15 protein-coding genes are annotated in these 16,397 nt (G+C 41.4%); 9 read left to right on the top strand and 6 right to left on the bottom strand.

What is annotated here, in order from left to right; genetic code table 11:
- Window positions 1-7 precede the first annotated feature (7 nt).
- The 3 genes from carB (at window position 8) to F986_RS12445 (ending at window position 4,661) form a co-directional block, all read left to right on the top strand.
- Window positions 8-3,241 (top strand): carbamoyl-phosphate synthase large subunit, encoded by a 3,234-nt coding sequence (gene carB / locus F986_RS12455; RefSeq protein WP_004695601.1) that lies wholly within the window; start codon window positions 8-10, stop codon window positions 3,239-3,241.
- A 93-nt stretch (window positions 3,242-3,334) separates the two neighbouring features.
- On the top strand, window positions 3,335-3,811 hold the full coding sequence (gene greA, locus F986_RS12450; RefSeq protein ID WP_004695598.1) for a transcription elongation factor GreA: 477 nt from the start codon (window positions 3,335-3,337) through the stop codon (window positions 3,809-3,811).
- A 214-nt stretch (window positions 3,812-4,025) separates the two neighbouring features.
- Window positions 4,026-4,661 (top strand): CatB-related O-acetyltransferase, encoded by a 636-nt coding sequence (locus tag F986_RS12445; RefSeq protein ID WP_004695597.1) that lies wholly within the window; start codon window positions 4,026-4,028, stop codon window positions 4,659-4,661.
- Here the strand turns inward: F986_RS12445 and F986_RS12440 are convergent.
- Window positions 4,636-4,905, bottom strand: coding sequence for a hypothetical protein (locus F986_RS12440; RefSeq protein ID WP_004695594.1), 270 nt, complete (start codon window positions 4,903-4,905; stop codon window positions 4,636-4,638). The genes F986_RS12445 and F986_RS12440 overlap by 26 nt on opposite strands.
- A 41-nt stretch (window positions 4,906-4,946) precedes the next feature.
- Here F986_RS12440 and F986_RS12435 point away from each other — a divergent pair, with 41 nt between their 5' ends.
- Window positions 4,947-5,879: an IS5 family transposase gene (locus F986_RS12435; protein ID WP_035332818.1), complete on the top strand. Its 933-nt coding sequence runs from the start codon at window positions 4,947-4,949 to the stop codon at window positions 5,877-5,879.
- A gap of 452 nt (window positions 5,880-6,331) precedes the next feature.
- Window positions 6,332-6,772, top strand: coding sequence for a universal stress protein (locus tag F986_RS12430; RefSeq protein ID WP_004695589.1), 441 nt, complete (start codon window positions 6,332-6,334; stop codon window positions 6,770-6,772).
- Window positions 6,773-6,815: 43 nt separating this feature from the next.
- On the opposite strand, the gene F986_RS12425 is transcribed toward F986_RS12430, so the two are convergent.
- Together F986_RS12425 and F986_RS12420 are read right to left on the bottom strand one after the other, a co-directional pair.
- Window positions 6,816-7,139, bottom strand: coding sequence for an MGMT family protein (locus F986_RS12425; RefSeq protein ID WP_004695587.1), 324 nt, complete (start codon window positions 7,137-7,139; stop codon window positions 6,816-6,818).
- Between the two features lie 114 nt (window positions 7,140-7,253).
- Window positions 7,254-8,753 carry a cation:proton antiporter gene (locus F986_RS12420; RefSeq protein WP_004695584.1) on the bottom strand — a complete coding sequence of 500 codons (1,500 nt, stop codon included), beginning with the start codon at window positions 8,751-8,753 and terminating at the stop codon, window positions 7,254-7,256.
- A gap of 223 nt (window positions 8,754-8,976) precedes the next feature.
- Between F986_RS12420 and F986_RS12415 the strand changes: the two genes are divergently transcribed.
- Window positions 8,977-9,534 carry a hypothetical protein gene (locus F986_RS12415; protein ID WP_017397030.1) on the top strand — a complete coding sequence of 186 codons (558 nt, stop codon included), beginning with the start codon at window positions 8,977-8,979 and terminating at the stop codon, window positions 9,532-9,534.
- Between the two features lie 50 nt (window positions 9,535-9,584).
- Here the strand turns inward: F986_RS12415 and ypfJ are convergent, their stop codons facing one another.
- Both ypfJ and F986_RS12405 read right to left on the bottom strand, forming a co-directional pair.
- The gene (gene ypfJ, locus F986_RS12410) at window positions 9,585-10,490 is read right to left on the bottom strand and encodes a KPN_02809 family neutral zinc metallopeptidase (RefSeq protein WP_004695581.1); all 906 of its coding nucleotides are present in this window, start codon (window positions 10,488-10,490) and stop codon (window positions 9,585-9,587) included.
- A gap of 41 nt (window positions 10,491-10,531) precedes the next feature.
- Entirely contained in the window at window positions 10,532-11,458 is a 927-nt protein-coding gene (locus tag F986_RS12405; protein ID WP_004695578.1) for a DUF808 domain-containing protein, read from the bottom strand.
- A 197-nt stretch (window positions 11,459-11,655) separates the two neighbouring features.
- Here F986_RS12405 and trpS point away from each other — a divergent pair, with 197 nt between their 5' ends.
- The 3 genes from trpS (at window position 11,656) to F986_RS12390 (ending at window position 15,531) form a co-directional block, all read left to right on the top strand.
- Entirely contained in the window at window positions 11,656-12,669 is a 1,014-nt protein-coding gene (trpS, locus tag F986_RS12400) for a tryptophan--tRNA ligase (protein ID WP_004695576.1), read from the top strand.
- Window positions 12,670-13,128: 459 nt separating this feature from the next.
- The gene (locus F986_RS12395) at window positions 13,129-13,773 is read left to right on the top strand and encodes a YqiJ family protein (protein WP_004695574.1); all 645 of its coding nucleotides are present in this window, start codon (window positions 13,129-13,131) and stop codon (window positions 13,771-13,773) included.
- Window positions 13,774-13,818: 45 nt separating this feature from the next.
- On the top strand, window positions 13,819-15,531 hold the full coding sequence (locus F986_RS12390; RefSeq protein WP_004695572.1) for a flotillin family protein: 1,713 nt from the start codon (window positions 13,819-13,821) through the stop codon (window positions 15,529-15,531).
- Between the two features lie 300 nt (window positions 15,532-15,831).
- On the opposite strand, the gene F986_RS12385 is transcribed toward F986_RS12390, so the two are convergent.
- Window positions 15,832-16,206 carry a hypothetical protein gene (locus tag F986_RS12385; protein WP_004695568.1) on the bottom strand — a complete coding sequence of 125 codons (375 nt, stop codon included), beginning with the start codon at window positions 16,204-16,206 and terminating at the stop codon, window positions 15,832-15,834.
- Window positions 16,207-16,397: the final 191 nt, after the last annotated feature.

The raw sequence follows: 16,397 nt of genomic DNA, 5'->3' as shown, positions 1-16,397 counted from the left end.
AGCGATCATGGCTAAACGTACAGACATTAAAAGTATCTTAATTATTGGTGCAGGTCCGATTGTCATCGGACAGGCATGTGAGTTTGACTACTCAGGTGCGCAAGCGTGTAAAGCTCTTCGTGAAGAAGGCTACCGTGTTATTTTGGTGAACTCTAACCCAGCCACCATTATGACCGACCCTACAATGGCAGACGCAACGTATATCGAGCCAATCACTTGGCAAACCGTTGCACAAATCATTGAAAAAGAGCGTCCAGATGCTGTTCTTCCAACAATGGGTGGTCAAACAGCATTGAACTGTGCGCTGGCACTGGATGCCAACGGTATTTTAGAAAAATACAATGTTGAATTAATCGGTGCGACCAAAGAAGCGATTGAAAAAGCGGAAGACCGTAAACTGTTTGATGAAGCAATGCGTAAAATTGGTCTTGAATGTCCAAAAGCTGCGATTGCTGAAAACATGGAAGAAGCTCTAGAAATTCAAGCACGCTTCGGCTTCCCTGTCATTATCCGTCCGTCATTCACGATGGGTGGTTCAGGTGGCGGTATCGCTTATAACAAAGAAGAATTCCTTGAAATCTGTGAACGCGGTTTCGATCTTTCTCCAACCAAACAATTATTGATTGATGAATCTTTAATTGGCTGGAAAGAATACGAGATGGAAGTTGTTCGTGACAAAAACGACAACTGTATTATCGTTTGTGCGATCGAAAACTTTGACCCAATGGGCGTGCACACAGGTGACTCAATCACTGTTGCGCCTGCGCAAACATTGACAGACAAAGAATATCAATTGATGCGTAATGCATCTTTAGCAGTTCTTCGTGAAATTGGTGTGGAAACAGGTGGTTCTAACGTTCAGTTCGGTATCTGTCCAGATACTGGCCGTATGGTGATCATCGAGATGAACCCGCGTGTATCGCGTTCATCTGCCCTTGCATCGAAAGCAACTGGTTTCCCGATTGCAAAAATTGCAGCGAAATTGGCTGTTGGTTATACCCTTGATGAATTAAAAAATGACATCACAGGCGGAACGACTCCTGCTTCGTTCGAACCTGCAATTGACTACGTGGTAACAAAAATTCCACGTTTCAACTTCGAAAAATTCCCACAAGCAGACGCAACACTGACCACACAGATGAAATCTGTGGGTGAAGTAATGGCAATTGGTCGTAACTTCCAAGAGTCTGTAAACAAAGCGCTTCGTGGGCTTGAAGTGGGTGCGTGTGGTTTTGATGAAAAAATCGCTGTAGGTACTGAAGGCGCGAAAGAAAAGATCTTGGTTGAACTTAAAGTTCCAGGTCCAGAGCGTATTTGGTATGTGGCTGATGCATTCCGTCATGGTTTCACCTTAGAAGACGTGTTCCAAGCGACGAAAATCGATAAATGGTTCTTAATCCAAATCGAAGACATCATCAAAACTGAAAATGAAATCAAAACTTTAGGTTTTGGTGACTTAAACGCAGACAACATTCGTTCGTTCAAACGTAAAGGTTTATCTGACCTTCGCATCGCGAACTTGATGGGTATTTCACAAAAACAATTCCGTAAGCACCGTTGGAACTTGGGCGTGACTCCAGTTTACAAACGTGTGGATACCTGTGCAGCAGAATTCGAATCTGACACTGCATACATGTACTCAACTTACGATGATGAGTGTGAATCAAACCCATCTGATAAAGATAAGATCATGGTGATCGGTGGTGGTCCTAACCGTATTGGTCAAGGTATCGAATTCGATTACTGCTGTGTACACGCGGCGCTTGCAATGCGTGAAGATGGCTACGAGACCATCATGGTGAACTGTAACCCTGAAACAGTTTCAACAGATTACGACACTTCAGATCGCTTGTACTTCGAACCAATCACTTTGGAAGATGTACTTGAAATCGTTCGTACTGAAAAGCCAAAAGGCATTATCGTTCAGTATGGTGGTCAGACTCCGCTTAAATTGGCTCGTGCTTTAGAAGAAGCAGGTGCACCAATTATCGGTACATCACCAGATGCGATTGACCGTGCAGAAGACCGTGAACGTTTCCAACAAATGATTCAACGTCTTCAACTTCGCCAGCCAAACAACAGCATTGTAAAATCTGCTGAAGAAGGTATGGCTGAAGCATCTAAAGTAGGCTACCCACTTGTGGTACGTCCTTCTTATGTACTCGGTGGTCGTGCGATGGAAATCGTATACAACGACGACGAACTTAAGCGCTATTTACGTGATGCGGTACAAGCATCAAATGAAGCGCCAGTTCTTCTTGACCGTTTCTTAGATGATGCGATCGAAGTTGACGTAGACTGTGTATCTGACGGTAAAGACGTTGTGATTGGCGGTATTATGCAGCACATTGAACAAGCAGGGATTCACTCAGGTGACTCAGCATGTTCGATTCCTCCATACTCGCTATCAGTTGAAATCCAAGATGAAATGCGCCGTCAAACTGTTGCAATGGCGAAAGAACTTGGCGTTGTTGGTTTGATGAACGTACAGTTTGCTGTGAAAGGCGAAGACGTTTACATCCTAGAAGTGAACCCACGTGCATCTCGTACTGTGCCATTCGTTTCTAAATGTATTGGTGAGTCTTTAGCGAAAGTTGCTGCGCGTTGTATGGCGGGCCAGTCTTTAGAATCTCAAGGATTTACTAAAGAAATCATCCCGACTCACTTCTCTGTAAAAGAAGCGGTGTTCCCGTTCAACAAGTTCCCGGGTGTTGACCCTATTCTTGGCCCTGAGATGAAATCTACAGGCGAAGTAATGGGTGTTGGTAAAACATTTGGTGAAGCATTCTACAAAGCTGTGTTAGGCTCAAATGAACGCGTACCGGGTCTTCCTACAGAGGGCGAAGTGAAGCATGCATTTATCTCTGTGCGTGATTCAGACAAGCCTCGTGCTGTTGGTATTGCGAAGCAACTGGTAGGCTTTGGCTTCAAAGTACTTGCGACTGGCGGTACTTATGAGTTCATTAAAGCTGCAGGTATTGAGTGTGAACGTGTAAATAAAGTCACTGAAGGCCGTCCTAATATCGTGGACCGCTTGAAAAATGGCGAAGTTCACCTCATTATCAATACAACTGAAGGCAAACAAGCTCAACAAGATTCGTTCTCGATTCGTCGTTCAGCGCTTCAAGCGAAAGTGTATAACACTACGACCTTGAACGGTGCTGATGCTGTATGCCAAGCTTTTGCGATTCAATTGCCAATGGATGTATACCGTTTGCAAGATTTACAAACTGTAGGTTAATTCGTTTACCGAGAAGTCCCGTCACCTCTCGGTGGCGGGCTTTTTTCATTTATAAACCTATATTTTTTACACTCACAGACTTGAGGGACAACAATGCAACGTTATCCTATGACTCCCCAAGGCAAATTAGCCTTAGAGAAAGAATTACATCAATTAAAAAGTATTGAACGTCCACGTATTATTGCGGCAATTGCTGAAGCACGTGAGCACGGGGATTTAAAAGAAAATGCGGAATACCATGCTGCACGTGAGCAACAAGGTTTCTGTGAAGGTCGTGTTCAAGACATCGAAGGTAAATTGGGTGCGGCTCAAGTTATCGATGTAAAAGAACTTGAACAGAACGGTCGCGTGGTTTTTGGGGTGACAGTCACTATCGAAAACTTAGATACCGAAGAACAAAAGACCTATATGATCGTGGGTGATGACGAAGCTGATTTTAAAATCAATAAAATTTCAGTGAACTCTCCTATCGCGCGTGGCCTTTTGGGCAAAAGCGAAGGCGATGAAGTAAAAATTCAAACTCCTCAGGGTGAAGTTGAATACGAAATTGTGAAAGTTGCATATATCTAAGTTTCTTTGATATTTACAGCTGTAGAAACCCCTCGATTGAGGGGTTTTTTGTTTTTATATTTTCCCAAATACCTCTCCTTTGCCCTCTCTTTATGGACGTGGGAAATTTTATTACAAGAATGAGATAAATTTAAGGAATCCATTTCCCTCTCTCTTTTTCTAAGCAAGACTTTTATTTGTTATAATTCTTTACACCCTGCAATATTATCATTCTATGTCTAAACCTTTGATCAATTCCCCTGTCAAACACTGGTGTGAGTTTGAGTTCATCTCTAAAACGGTGAAGAATCCGAATATTCACATTAAAGGGAATTACTCTTACTATTCAGCGTATTGGGATCAAGGTTTTGAACGTTGTGTTGTGCGTTATTTACATGATAAGCCCTCGACCGTAGATAAACCGATTGATCAGCTCTATATCGGTAACTTCGTTTGTTTTGGCGCAGAATGCGTCATTATGATGGGTGGTAACCAACTACATCGTACTGACTGGATTTCGGCCTTTCCCTTTGATACGCGTAGTTTTGTTCCAGCAGGTGATACCATCATTGGCGATGGTTGCTGGATTGGCTCTCGTGCCATGATTATGCAGGGTGTAACACTCGGTGAAGGCGCAGTGGTCGCAACAGGTGCTGTCGTGACCAAAGATGTTCCACCATATGCAGTTGTGGGTGGTGTACCTGCCCAAATTATTAAATATCGCTTTCTCGAAGCAGATATAGAAAAACTGCTTGCACTGAAGCTCTATGACTTAGATGAAAAGCTGTTTTTAAAGATGCGTGAGCAGTTACAGACGAGTGATGTTGAAACATTAGCTCAATTATTTATAAACTTGAACTCAAGTACTTAATAAATTGTTGTTCAAAAATATGAGCTTCCATATTTTCTTCATGCATCAATGCATATTTATTCATTACCTTAGAAAACAGTAATTTATAATTATATGAATTATTTTTTTGATTCTCAATTTCTATTTCTTTCAAGTCAGAAATATACTCTAAAAGTACACTCAGCTTTAAAGAGTAGTTTTGATCAACTAAGTATATAAAATCATCATTATGAGTATTTCTTAAATTAGCATGGCTTTGTTGCACAAACCTATCTGTAAAGGCTTTTTTAGCGATATAATTTTCAAATGAAGAAGCCTACACACAAAATCTACCGCACAACCAATTGGCCCGCATATAACCGAGCACTCATGAGTCGCGGAAATATTGCCATTTGGTTTGATCCTGCTACGCAATGGTATGCTCCGTCCATCGGTAAACAAGGGCGAAATCAAACCTACTCCGACGCAGTCATCCAATGCTGCTTAATGATTAAATCCTTATTCCGTCTGTCTTTACGTATGATCACTGGCTTTGTGCAAAGTCTGATTAAACTTTGCGGATTAAATTGGATAGCTCCAGATTACACCACGCTTTGTAGAAGACAAAAGCATATTGATATTTTAATCAGCTACCAAAAAAGTAGCGATGGGCTGCATCTACTCATGGACTCTACAGGCATGAAGTTTCTAGGTGAGGGCGAATGGAAACGCAAGAAACATGGACCTGAATATCGTCGCCAATGGCGTAAACTTCATATTGGTATAGATGCTAAAACCCTACAAATACGAGCAGTTCAGCTTACAACCAATAATGTCAGTGATTCACAGGTGCTTGGTGATTTACTTAATCAGATTCCACAAGATGAGCGGATTGACTCTGTTTATACCGATGGAGCTTATGACACCAAGCAATGCCGTCAGGTCATTGCAGATCGGCAAGCGCATGCGGTGATTCCACCTAGAAAAAATGCGAAACCATGGAAAGATACAAAGAGTAGCTCGCTAGAGCGAAATGAATTACTTCGAACAATTAAACGTTTAGGCAGGACACTATGGAAAAAATGGTCAGGCTATCATCGGCGAAGTTTGGTTGAAACTAAGATGCACTGCATTAAATTATTAGGAGATAAACTCAGCGCAAGGAGTTTTGGTAGCCAAGTCAATGAGATCCATGCACGTGTAGCAGTCCTTAACAGATTTACGGAATTAGGTCGACCACTTACCCAAGTTACGCCTTAAATTTGGCTCAATTCGGGGCGCTTTGCATTTCAAAACTTTGTGCAACAAAGCCGTTGAATACCCAAACGCTTACGATCCCAAAGGTCACCTTCCCAAGCTGTTTCTATATTCTCTAAATTTGTTCGTTGCCAATTCAGTTGATTCGTATCTGTCATCGTATTCATAAAGTAGTAAGCCATTCATAAATATAAGCTATTTTTTAGACAAAGCCTATGTTTCTTAAACGCTACATTTACATTCAACTTTAGTGTTAAATTGATTATTATTCACACGCTTTTGTGCTAATTTAGAAGTGAGAAATTAGCATTTCATATGCAAATATCCATATGAATTTACTAGGTTTTATTCTTTAAAAAACACAGCTAATATCAAGGTATAAGCTGTATTTAATCCGTGATACATTAGAACAGAAATCTGCACATATAATCAGTTGATAATAAGGAGAAACAACCATGGCATACCAAAACATTTTAGTCCCTGTAGACGGTTCAGAAACATCATATGCAGCAGTTGCGCAAGCGGCTGAACTTGCTAAAGCATTTGGCGGAAAAATTACAGTTGTTCAAGTACTTGCACTTGACCCTTACATTGCTGCCGAATACATTTCTGCAACTCAAACCAATGACTTAATTGAACGTGCGCGTACTTCAGTTTTGAAAACACTTGAGGAAGCAGCGGCTAAATTTAGCGATCTGGGCATTCCAGTTGAAGCAAAACTACTTGAAGGTCAGGTGGTGCACCGTGAAATTATCAAAGAAGCAGAAACATCTAAAGCAGACCTGATTGTCATTGGCTCTCATGGCCGCACAGGTTTAAAACGTTTATTCCTAGGTAGTGTTGCACAAAGTGTTTTAGGTGAAGCGCACATTCCTGTTTTAGTTGTTCGTCAGTAATACATCGAGTGCTCTACTTCTACGGAGGTAGAGCATTTCTATTTTAAATATCCCACTGAAACTCTTTCATTTTCACTTTGTCCCCAATCACTAAAATACCTTCCGCCAGAAGTAACTGTACTTGAATGTTCTGTCCCTGATCATTCAGTCTACTTAGGCTAATTTTCCCTTGTGAGTTGATTACCCGATACCAAGGCAAACTACTGTCTACATCCATATGTTTTAGTACATAGCCCACTAAACGCGAATGTTTGGGAATGCCTGCTAAACGTGCAATTTGTCCATAACTGGCTACCCGCCCATAAGGAATCTGAGCGATCACCTGAAAAATCATCGGGGCTAGTTCTTTGACTATCGATTCTGCCATTTCAAATGTGCCCTATTCTAAGTATTCCATAATGACATCATTATTTGATTCAAATAAACCAGCTCATTCATTCTAAAAAGCCCCAATACAGGGGCTTCTTGATTGAGCAAATCACTAAAAATTATCAGGACTTTCCAGCCGTTTCACTTCCTGAACTCGCTCAGGGTTATGCACCGCGGCAATGCCGTCATCCGCTTTAACATCAATCAATGCTTCAGGTTGATAGACAATAATGGTTTCATAGCCCTGTGCATCTTCACCAATAATGTACTTGAAGCCTTTACGGTTCATTTTATTACACAGACGTTGATACCAACCTTTAAAACCTGTCTTTTCTTCATTCGGGTTGTAGTAAAACGCATTCATTACAGCAGGCAATCCTAGACCACAGACCATGCCTGAAAGCAACACGGCGATAAAAGTATAACCAATCAAAATACTGCTGTATTCACTTAACTCTGGCACGTTGGCTACCGCTAAGATCAGTGCTAAGGAGATACCTCCACGCACTCCACCCCACGACAAAATCGCCAAACTTCCGTTATAACTTTTCTTACGGAAAGAGGGAAAAAAGGCAAAAGATAAATAGTTCGCTGCAAAACGTGAAGCATGCAGAATAATAAAAGCGACGATGCCGCCAAAAATCAAACTAAAGCTGAGATCTAAAATAAACAGTTCCAAGCCAATTAAGGTGAATAAGAACGAGTTAATAATCCCTTCAACTGTATGCCAAAAATGGTTCACTTCCCGTATTTCGCGCTCTTGTAAAATTTCTTTCCATTTGTTCCCCACAATCAAACCACCGATGACGCAAGCAATCGGTGCTGAAGCATGGGCAAACAGTGCAACCAAGTACGAACCACAGGCCAAGAGTGCTGTGGTCAAAATGAGAGACTCCATTTCGTGCTTACCACGCAGCAGTCGCAAGATCCCTAAACCAAAGGCCCAACCAATAATAACTGCGACAAAAATTTCGTAGAGTAAGGTCTGCAACACGCCCATGACGGTAAAGTTTTCACCTTGTAAGACGTTTAAAAGCGTCATAAACAAGGCAATACACATGGCATCATTAAACAGTGATTCGCCCTCAAGCTTGACCATTAAATGATGTGGTGCACGTACCGAACTAAGCACGCCTTTGATCCCAATCGGGTCCGTTGCACCCAATGCAGCCCCCAACAGCAAAAGCACCAATAAATCGACATGCTGCCCAATAATGAACTGATAACCATAGAGCACCACACCAAAAAATACGGCGCACAGTACCAACGCAATACTGGCTAAAATACTGATCGGCTTCCAATAACTACGTAAATCTGAGACTTTGAACTTCAGTGCCGAAGAGGTCAAAATGAAGCAAATCACGCCATTGATTAAAAAGTCATAAAAATCAATGTGACGAACCGCTTCTTCAATGTTATGAATATTGATGGTAATAAACTGATTACCACTCAGCAGGCTCGCGCCCCACTGTAAAATAAAGACAAAAATGGCGGAAACGATGGGGACACCAATGGCTTGGGGAAAACCTAAAATACGTTTATTGAAAATAGTCGTTGCAATGGATAATGCAAAAATAACGGTAAAAACTTGTAGAAAAAAATAATTTCCCATTGAACTTCCAAATTGGGCGGTTGGGGAGATGGCGGCTTTCAGTGCTTATCTATGGAATAAAAATTCACTTCATACACATTGATGCTCGAAATATTTTAATCATTTTTCACATCAACGCCCGAAAAAAATAATTTTTTTAACATTTCTCCTGATGATGAATTAACATAGCGCATATGCATGTTTTTTATGCGTGAACTTTCCCTTTGGCCAAGTTTGATCTCCTATGCAATTCACTTTTAAAACCATCTTTCGGATGTTCTTCGCACTGATTATTTTCCTAACCACCTTTGCGTTGTTTCTGACCTGCTTTGCAAAAACCAAAGAAATTTTACAAGCCGAGCAAACTTTTGCCGCAGCTCAAAGTTTTAAAATGAACTCTCGTCCCGATCAAACACTGGTTCTACTTTCAAACAATAAAGCACCCGATGATCATATTTATTTGCATGTGGCCAATCAGGGTTATATCGCCAAACTCAGCTGTGATCACTATTTAACCGACATTTGTGTAGATGACTACAACGAACAACATACCCGCCAAATTCAGTCAATTGAACTACTCAAAGCAGGGCAATTTAACTACATTCAGCAAGTGAGTTATCTCGATACACGGACACAAGATGTTAAAACATTGCGTTATACGCCTGAGCAAATTCAGCAGTTTTACCGTGCGGATATGAGCAACTTAAAATATGTGGTGTTTGGGGTGTTGTTATTTGCCTGTATTGCTTTATATGTGAGTGTCCGTATTGCTCGAAACTTTAAGCAGTTCTTAAACCGCTAGAATGCATTGGTTAAAAAAAAGAGGCGATCAATCGCCTCTTTTTTTATAGCTTAAATGGCTTGATTAAAGGTATCGCAACTTTCAACTTGCCCCGACTTAAAGCCCGTGCCAAACCAAGTCATACGCTGTTGACTGGTTCCATGGGTAAAGCTATCAGGGACCACTTGCCCTGTTGCCCGCTTTTGTAGGTAATCATCACCAATCTTATGTGCCGCATCCATCGCTTCTTCAACATCGCCTTGCTCTAAGAACTGGGTCCGTTGATTGTTATGATGCGCCCATACCCCCGCTAAACAGTCAGCTTGTAACTCTTGACGTACCGATAAAGCATTTCCTTGCGCTTTTGAGCCCTGTGCACGAGCCTTTTGTACTTGTTCAGAAATCCCTAAAATGGTTTGAATATGATGTCCAACCTCATGTGCCACCACATAAGCCTGAGCAAAGTCACCCGCTTGATCTTGGCGCGCCAACTCCGTTTGGTTTTGCTCACCGCCAATACCCATTTGAGTCCGCATGTCTTTAAAGAAAGCGGTGTCGATATACACCTTCTGATCTGCTGGACAGTAAAACGGCCCCATTGCAGACTGAGCAGTACCACAACCCGAATTGATCACCCCTGAAAACATCACCAACTTCGGTGGAACATATTGTTGTCCCAATTGCTGTTGGAAAATTTGACTCCATGTGTCTTCAGTGTCGGCCAGTACCGTACCGACAAAGTCCATCGCTTCCTGCTGATCAGGCGTTGGGTTATCCAAACCTTGAGTTTCTGCCGCTCCAGTTTGTGCGGTCACTTGTTTAGTGGCTTGGTAGGCTTGCTGCGGATCGACACCTAGAAACTTCCATGCCACAAAGGCCACGATCAGCCCTAAAATACTGATGCCACCCGCCTTTACACCGCCACCACCGCGACGATCCTCGACATTGCTACTGACACGACGTCCCTTCCAACGCATAGCACTCTTCCTTCTTCTAATTTATGCTGACCCGATCCAGTTTATGCCTTTTTTGAACTCGGCCAAACTTTTTTAATCAAGCTCACAATAGCCAATACAATCAAACCAGCCACAAAACCAATCACTAAGTTAATCAGTGTTGGGGTTAATGCTCCCACAATGCTTCCCACAGTTGGAATATGTTCAGCATAATCCACTGAACCTTCAGTGAAATGATGCAATAAAGGCACGCCGTGGGAAATAATGCCACCACCCACTAAAAACATCGCGATAGTGCCCACGATGGTTAAGGTCTTCATCAGTTTTGGTGCAAAAGCCAATAAACCACGGCCAATAGTTTGCTTAAATGAAGAAGCTTGCTGAGTTAGATACAGTCCTAAATCATCAATTTTGACAATCATCGCCACAAAACCATACACACCGACGGTCATTAAAATGGCAATTACAGACAACACCATGACTTTGGTTGAAAAAGTTGCAGCAGCCACAGTCCCCAGTGAAATCACTACAATTTCTGCCGACAAAATAAAGTCGGTACGAATCGCCCCTTTGACCTTATCTTTTTCAAAAGTCGCCATATCCGTTTCAATCGCAGTTAATTCTTGGCTGGCTTCCTCTTCGGTTTTGGCTTTTTTGTGATGCAAACTATGCAGGACTTTTTCTACCCCTTCATAACATAGAAATAAACCACCAATCATTAACAGTGGCGTGATCAGCCATGGTGCAACCACACTAATCAACAGCGCCGCAGGGACTAAAATCAATTTATTAACAAAAGAGCCTTTTGCCACAGCCCAAACCACAGGCAGCTCACGGTCAGTACGAACCCCACTGACCTGTTGTGCATTGAGTGCTAAATCATCGCCCAAAACACCCGCCGTTTTTTTTGCCGCCATTTTGCTCATGACCGCAACGTCATCTAGTATCGTGGCAATATCATCTAGTAATATTAATAAGCTACTCGCCATTTATTTTTATCCATCTTGAGAATTCTGACATTTTAATCTGTGATCTAAGCTTTTGAATATTTGTTTTTTGAAATTTAACTGATTTTATAATTTTTTCACTGCAGTTTTTTTAAGACTGACATTGAAAAAGATTATGCCGTACAATGTCTGCATTCTTTGAAAATAGCATGTCGCTACGACGACTTTGGAAATAGATAATGAGTAATCAAGACAACCGTCCTGTTATTTTGACAGGCGACCGTCCAACGGGACAACTTCATTTAGGGCACTTTGTCGGATCTTTACGTTCACGTGTGGGTTTGCAGGATTCACACCATCAGCATTTATTATTGGCCGATGCACAAGCCTTTACTGACAATGCAGATAACTTTGAAAAAGTTCGCCGCAATATTCTTGAAGTTGCCACAGATTACTTAGCAGTCGGGATCGACCCAACCAAAACCACCATTTGCGTGCAGTCGAGCTTACCAGCGCTAAATGAACTCACCATGTTGTATCTCAACTTTGTGACCGTGTCTCGTTTAGAACGTAACCCAACCATCAAGTCTGAAATTCAGATGCGTGGTTTCGAACGAGATATTCCAGCTGGTTTCTTATGCTACCCAGTTGCACAAGCAGCAGATATCACCGCATTTAAAGCAACGGTTGTGCCTGTGGGTGAAGACCAGATTCCAATGATCGAACAGACCAATGAAATCGTACGCCGCTTAAACCGTCAGATTGGTCAGGAATTACTGCCTGAGTGTAAGGCTCTGCTTTCCAATATGAGCCGTTTACCTGGCTTTGATGGTAAAGCCAAAATGTCGAAATCTTTAGGCAATACTATTGTGCTGGATGCAACAGATAAAGACATTAAAAAAGCTGTTAATGCGATGTATACCGACCCGAACCACCTGCGTGTTGAAGATCCAGGTCAGGTTGAAGGTAATATCGTATTTACGTATTTAGATGCGTTTGATCCAAACAAAGAAGAAGTTGAAGAACTGAAAGCACATTACCGCCGTGGCGGTTTGGGCGATGGTACGGTGAAAAAGCGTCTTGAAGGCGTATTGAAAGAGCTGATCACGCCAATTCGTGAACGTCGTATGGAACTTGCGAAAGATCCTGATTACATCATGGATATTTTGAAGACTGGTACAGACAAATGTCGTGACATCACTCAACAGACTCTAGATGAAGTTAAATCGGGTTTAGGGGTGTTTCATTTCTAAACCCAGCTTAAACTAAAGCGCATATTTAAGCCTTTCTCACTGAGAAAGGCTTTTTTGATCACTAAACAAACAAAAATAAGCCACATGCATCTCAAAAACTGACATTTAGTGTCGTTTGTTAACCTAAATTTACAGTAATTAACGTGAATACTCATGAAATAAGAATGCACAGCCCTTATGATGAGTCCATAGCTTAGATTAACCCTGAGATATAACGTTTCTCCTTTTTACCGAAACTGTGTAACAACAGATTCGTAGTTCTACGCAATGAATACCCCAATCATTGCGTATTTTTTTGCCTAAAATTTGTCAAATTACAATTAAATCGCTTTCTCGTTACGTGCCAACAAACTTAGACATTCTGTTTTTTGAATGCTATGCTAAAGCCCAATTTCAATACAATTCTTTTTAAAAATTTACACTTAACTGATAACAGCATAAAAATAGAGAACCTTTAGAATGTGGGAATTATTTACTCACCCATCCAATTTAATTTTTAGTATTTGTCTTAGTCTCATGTTTTTGTTGGGACTACTCGAATTGATTCTATTGGTTTTAGGCGGCGGCTCACAAGGCCTACTTGACCAATTTCTACCTGATGACCTAGGCAGCACTAAAGACGTCGACATTGCACTAGATGCCGATCAAGGTTGGCTCAATGCCCTGCTGGATTGGTTGTTTATCGGCCGTGTCCCTCTCTTGGTTTGGCTGATTATCTTCCTCACCCTGTATAGCTTAAGTGGCTTTATTCTACAGTCCATTCTTCAAACTTGGACGGGAAGCTATTGGAGTGCATGGATCATAGCACCACTTTGCCTCATACTTTCGATGCCTATGATTCGTTACAGCGCCATGCTGATTGCTAAAATTTTGCCACAAGATGAAACCACAGCAATTTACAGTGAAGAACTGATTGGACGAACAGCACTGATTATTTTAGGTGAGGCTAAAGTCAACTCACCGGCTCAAGCACGAGTTCAAGATCAGTTCGGGCAAACGCATTATGTACTGGTTGAACCTGAAACAGATCTTCATTTTTCTCAAGGTCAAGAAGTCATTTTGACTCAAAAAACCAAGATTGGCTTTAAAGCCATTTCACTTTAATTCTTTCATTTTGTACTTATAACTTTAAATAAAATCGGGACCCTTATGCTCAGCAACAATTTCTATAACATTCTTATTCTTGCAGGGATTATCTTTGCAGCTCTGGTTATTATCGGCATTATTATTGCCCGTCTGTACCGCCGTTCCAGCAAAGAAATCTCTTTCGTACGTACAGGTTTTGGCGGCGAAAAAGTTATTTTAGGTGGCGGTGCAATTGTACTGCCTGTATTACATGAAATTATCCCTGTCAACATGAACACGCTACGTTTAGAGGTTCGCCGTGCTGATGACCAAGCGCTCATTACCCGTGACCGTATGCGTGTCGATGTCATGGCGGAGTTCTATGTGCGTGTAAAGCCTTTGGCTGAATCAATTGCAGTGGCCGCGCAGACTTTGGGACAAAAAACCATGTCTCCAAATGAGTTGAAGAACCTTGTGGAAGGTAAATTTGTCGATTCCTTGCGTGCAGTCGCTGCTGAAATGGCGATGGAAGAGTTGCATGAAAAACGCGTGGACTTCGTGCAAAAAGTACAACAAGTGGTGTCCGAAGACTTACATAAAAATGGTCTAGAACTTGAAACTGTATCTTTAACAGGTTTAGACCAAACAGGTTTCAAATACTTTAACCCTCAAAATGCATTCGATGCCGAAGGTTTAACTAAGCTGACTGAAACGATTGAAGACCGTCGTCGTAAACGTAATCACATCGAGCAAGACGCTGACCTTGCCATTAAGACCAAAAACTTAGAAGCAGAACAAGCTCGCCTACAAATCATTCGTGAAGAAGAATACGCCAAACTACAGCAAGAGCGTGAAATTGCAATTCGCCGTGCAGAACAATTGGCTGAAATTGCCTCACAAGAAGCTGAGAAAAAACGTGAAGCAGAAGAAGCACGTATTGCAGCTGAGCGTGAAGTCGAGTTAAAGCGTATTGGTGCAGCACGTGATGTAGAAAGCCAAAATATTCAAAAATCACAAATTATTGAACAAGCGCAGGTTGAGCAAAAGAAAACCATCGAACTGGCAGAACAATCACGTGCCATTGCGATTGCTGAAAAGTCGCGTGAAGAGTCTGAAGCCAAAGCTTCTGCTGACCGTGCCCGTGCTGAAGCCGTTAAAGCTGAAGAAGAAGTGATTACCGTACGTGAAACCCAGCGTGCTGAGCGTCAAAAAGCAGTTGAGTTGGTTGCGGCGAAGCAAGCTGCTGAAAAAGATGCTATTGCGATTACGGTTGCAGCTGAAGCAGGCAAACAAGCTGCTGCCGATGATGCCGAAGCCGTTCGTATTGCTGCGGAAGCTCAAGCTGAACAAGCTCGCTTAAAAGCTAAAGGTGAAGCAGATGCCAAAATACTTTTGGCTCAAGCAATGGAAAAACAATACCAAGTCGACGCAGATGGTACACGTGCTGTCAATGAAGCCAACAACGTCTTATCTCCAGAGCAAGTCGAAATGCAAATTCGCCTAGCATTGTTAAAATACTTACCTGAGATCATTCGTGAAAGTGTTAAACCGATGGAAAACATTGATGACATCAAAATTCTACAGGTTAATGGTTTAGGCAATGTCGGTTCAGCTACAACTGGAGGTGATGGTACGGAATCTTCACAAGTTGCTTTGTCTGATCAAGTGGTGAATAGTGCGCTACGCTATCGTACCCAAGCACCACTAATCGATAGCTTGATGAATGAACTGGGGATTCAAGGCGGCGACATCAATGGTTTAACCCAAAGCTTAAAACCGCAAAGCAAAGCTCAATAGTAGTTAGACTTACAATCAAAAAACGCGACGATCTGTCGCGTTTTTATCATCTGCTTTAATATTCAACTTTCTACAAAATACACATTTAAGCTTTTTAAACGATAGACCCTCTAATTCACTCAGCATAGTAAGCCTATCATCTATTATAAAAATTTAAGTTAGTTTAGCTTGGTAAACGATTCGTCGACCATCAGAAAATGCAAAGAAGTAATGTAAACATCCTAAACGCTACAATTGAGTGAAAATATTCTAAACGATGTATAACTACAACGTTTTTATAAATAAATTGAGTTAATCCATTTAGTGCAAACGCACCCAAAAGAAACGGATCAATTGCCCACGATCATAAGGAAAATTTGAAAGATACTCATATCCAACTTTATTTCGTTTGTTGATTTTAATTTCAATACCATACCCAAATGAAATGCTGAGTGCATCCAAGTCTGAACTATGAAACTCCCCTGTCCCCAATTTATGGCTTAAACTATCCGAGTTATAGGCCGAGTAGTTAAATACGCGAATATATTCATTCTCATAAAAATCATTATTGATCAATGTATAATCGTTTTCCGCTTCATCATGTTGTGCAGCTAACTGCTGATAATAGTGGAAAATATCATCACTCAAAGACTCCGCCAAATAGACATCTTCATTTTCAGCATAAGCGCTATTCATCGCCAATCCGAATAAGAATAAGCAGCGGAAAAATAATAAATGAATCGGCTTCAACATCTGCAATACTATGTCTTCAAAAGAATTATTTTAATTATGAATATAGCATAGTCTTCTATAGAAACATTGCTCACTAAATATTTATCGATACTCAGATTGGTAGGTACATAGCAAATCTTGCTCTAATTTCACCA

It is taken from the genome of Acinetobacter johnsonii CIP 64.6 (assembly GCF_000368045.1).
GTDB classification, from domain to species: Bacteria; Pseudomonadota; Gammaproteobacteria; order Pseudomonadales; family Moraxellaceae; genus Acinetobacter; species Acinetobacter johnsonii.
The sequence above is the reverse complement of the archived record's forward strand: the minus strand, read 5'-3'. Positions and strand labels throughout refer to the sequence as shown.

Bases quoted from the DNA above. Each gene is read 5' to 3' on its own strand.
- carB (WP_004695601.1), top strand. From the start codon at position 8: ATGGCTAAACGTACAGACATTAAAAGTATCTTAATTATTGGTGCAGGT.
- greA (WP_004695598.1), top strand. From the start codon at position 3,335: ATGCAACGTTATCCTATGACTCCCCAAGGCAAATTAGCCTTAGAGAAA.
- F986_RS12445 (WP_004695597.1), top strand. From the start codon at position 4,026: ATGTCTAAACCTTTGATCAATTCCCCTGTCAAACACTGGTGTGAGTTT.
- F986_RS12435 (WP_035332818.1), top strand. From the start codon at position 4,947: ATGAAGAAGCCTACACACAAAATCTACCGCACAACCAATTGGCCCGCA.
- F986_RS12430 (WP_004695589.1), top strand. From the start codon at position 6,332: ATGGCATACCAAAACATTTTAGTCCCTGTAGACGGTTCAGAAACATCA.
- F986_RS12425 (WP_004695587.1), bottom strand. From the start codon at position 7,139: ATGGCAGAATCGATAGTCAAAGAACTAGCCCCGATGATTTTTCAGGTG.
- F986_RS12420 (WP_004695584.1), bottom strand. From the start codon at position 8,753: ATGGGAAATTATTTTTTTCTACAAGTTTTTACCGTTATTTTTGCATTA.
- F986_RS12415 (WP_017397030.1), top strand. From the start codon at position 8,977: ATGCAATTCACTTTTAAAACCATCTTTCGGATGTTCTTCGCACTGATT.
- ypfJ (WP_004695581.1), bottom strand. From the start codon at position 10,490: ATGCGTTGGAAGGGACGTCGTGTCAGTAGCAATGTCGAGGATCGTCGC.
- F986_RS12405 (WP_004695578.1), bottom strand. From the start codon at position 11,458: ATGGCGAGTAGCTTATTAATATTACTAGATGATATTGCCACGATACTA.
- trpS (WP_004695576.1), top strand. From the start codon at position 11,656: ATGAGTAATCAAGACAACCGTCCTGTTATTTTGACAGGCGACCGTCCA.
- F986_RS12395 (WP_004695574.1), top strand. From the start codon at position 13,129: ATGTGGGAATTATTTACTCACCCATCCAATTTAATTTTTAGTATTTGT.
- F986_RS12390 (WP_004695572.1), top strand. From the start codon at position 13,819: ATGCTCAGCAACAATTTCTATAACATTCTTATTCTTGCAGGGATTATC.
- F986_RS12385 (WP_004695568.1), bottom strand. From the start codon at position 16,206: ATGAATAGCGCTTATGCTGAAAATGAAGATGTCTATTTGGCGGAGTCT.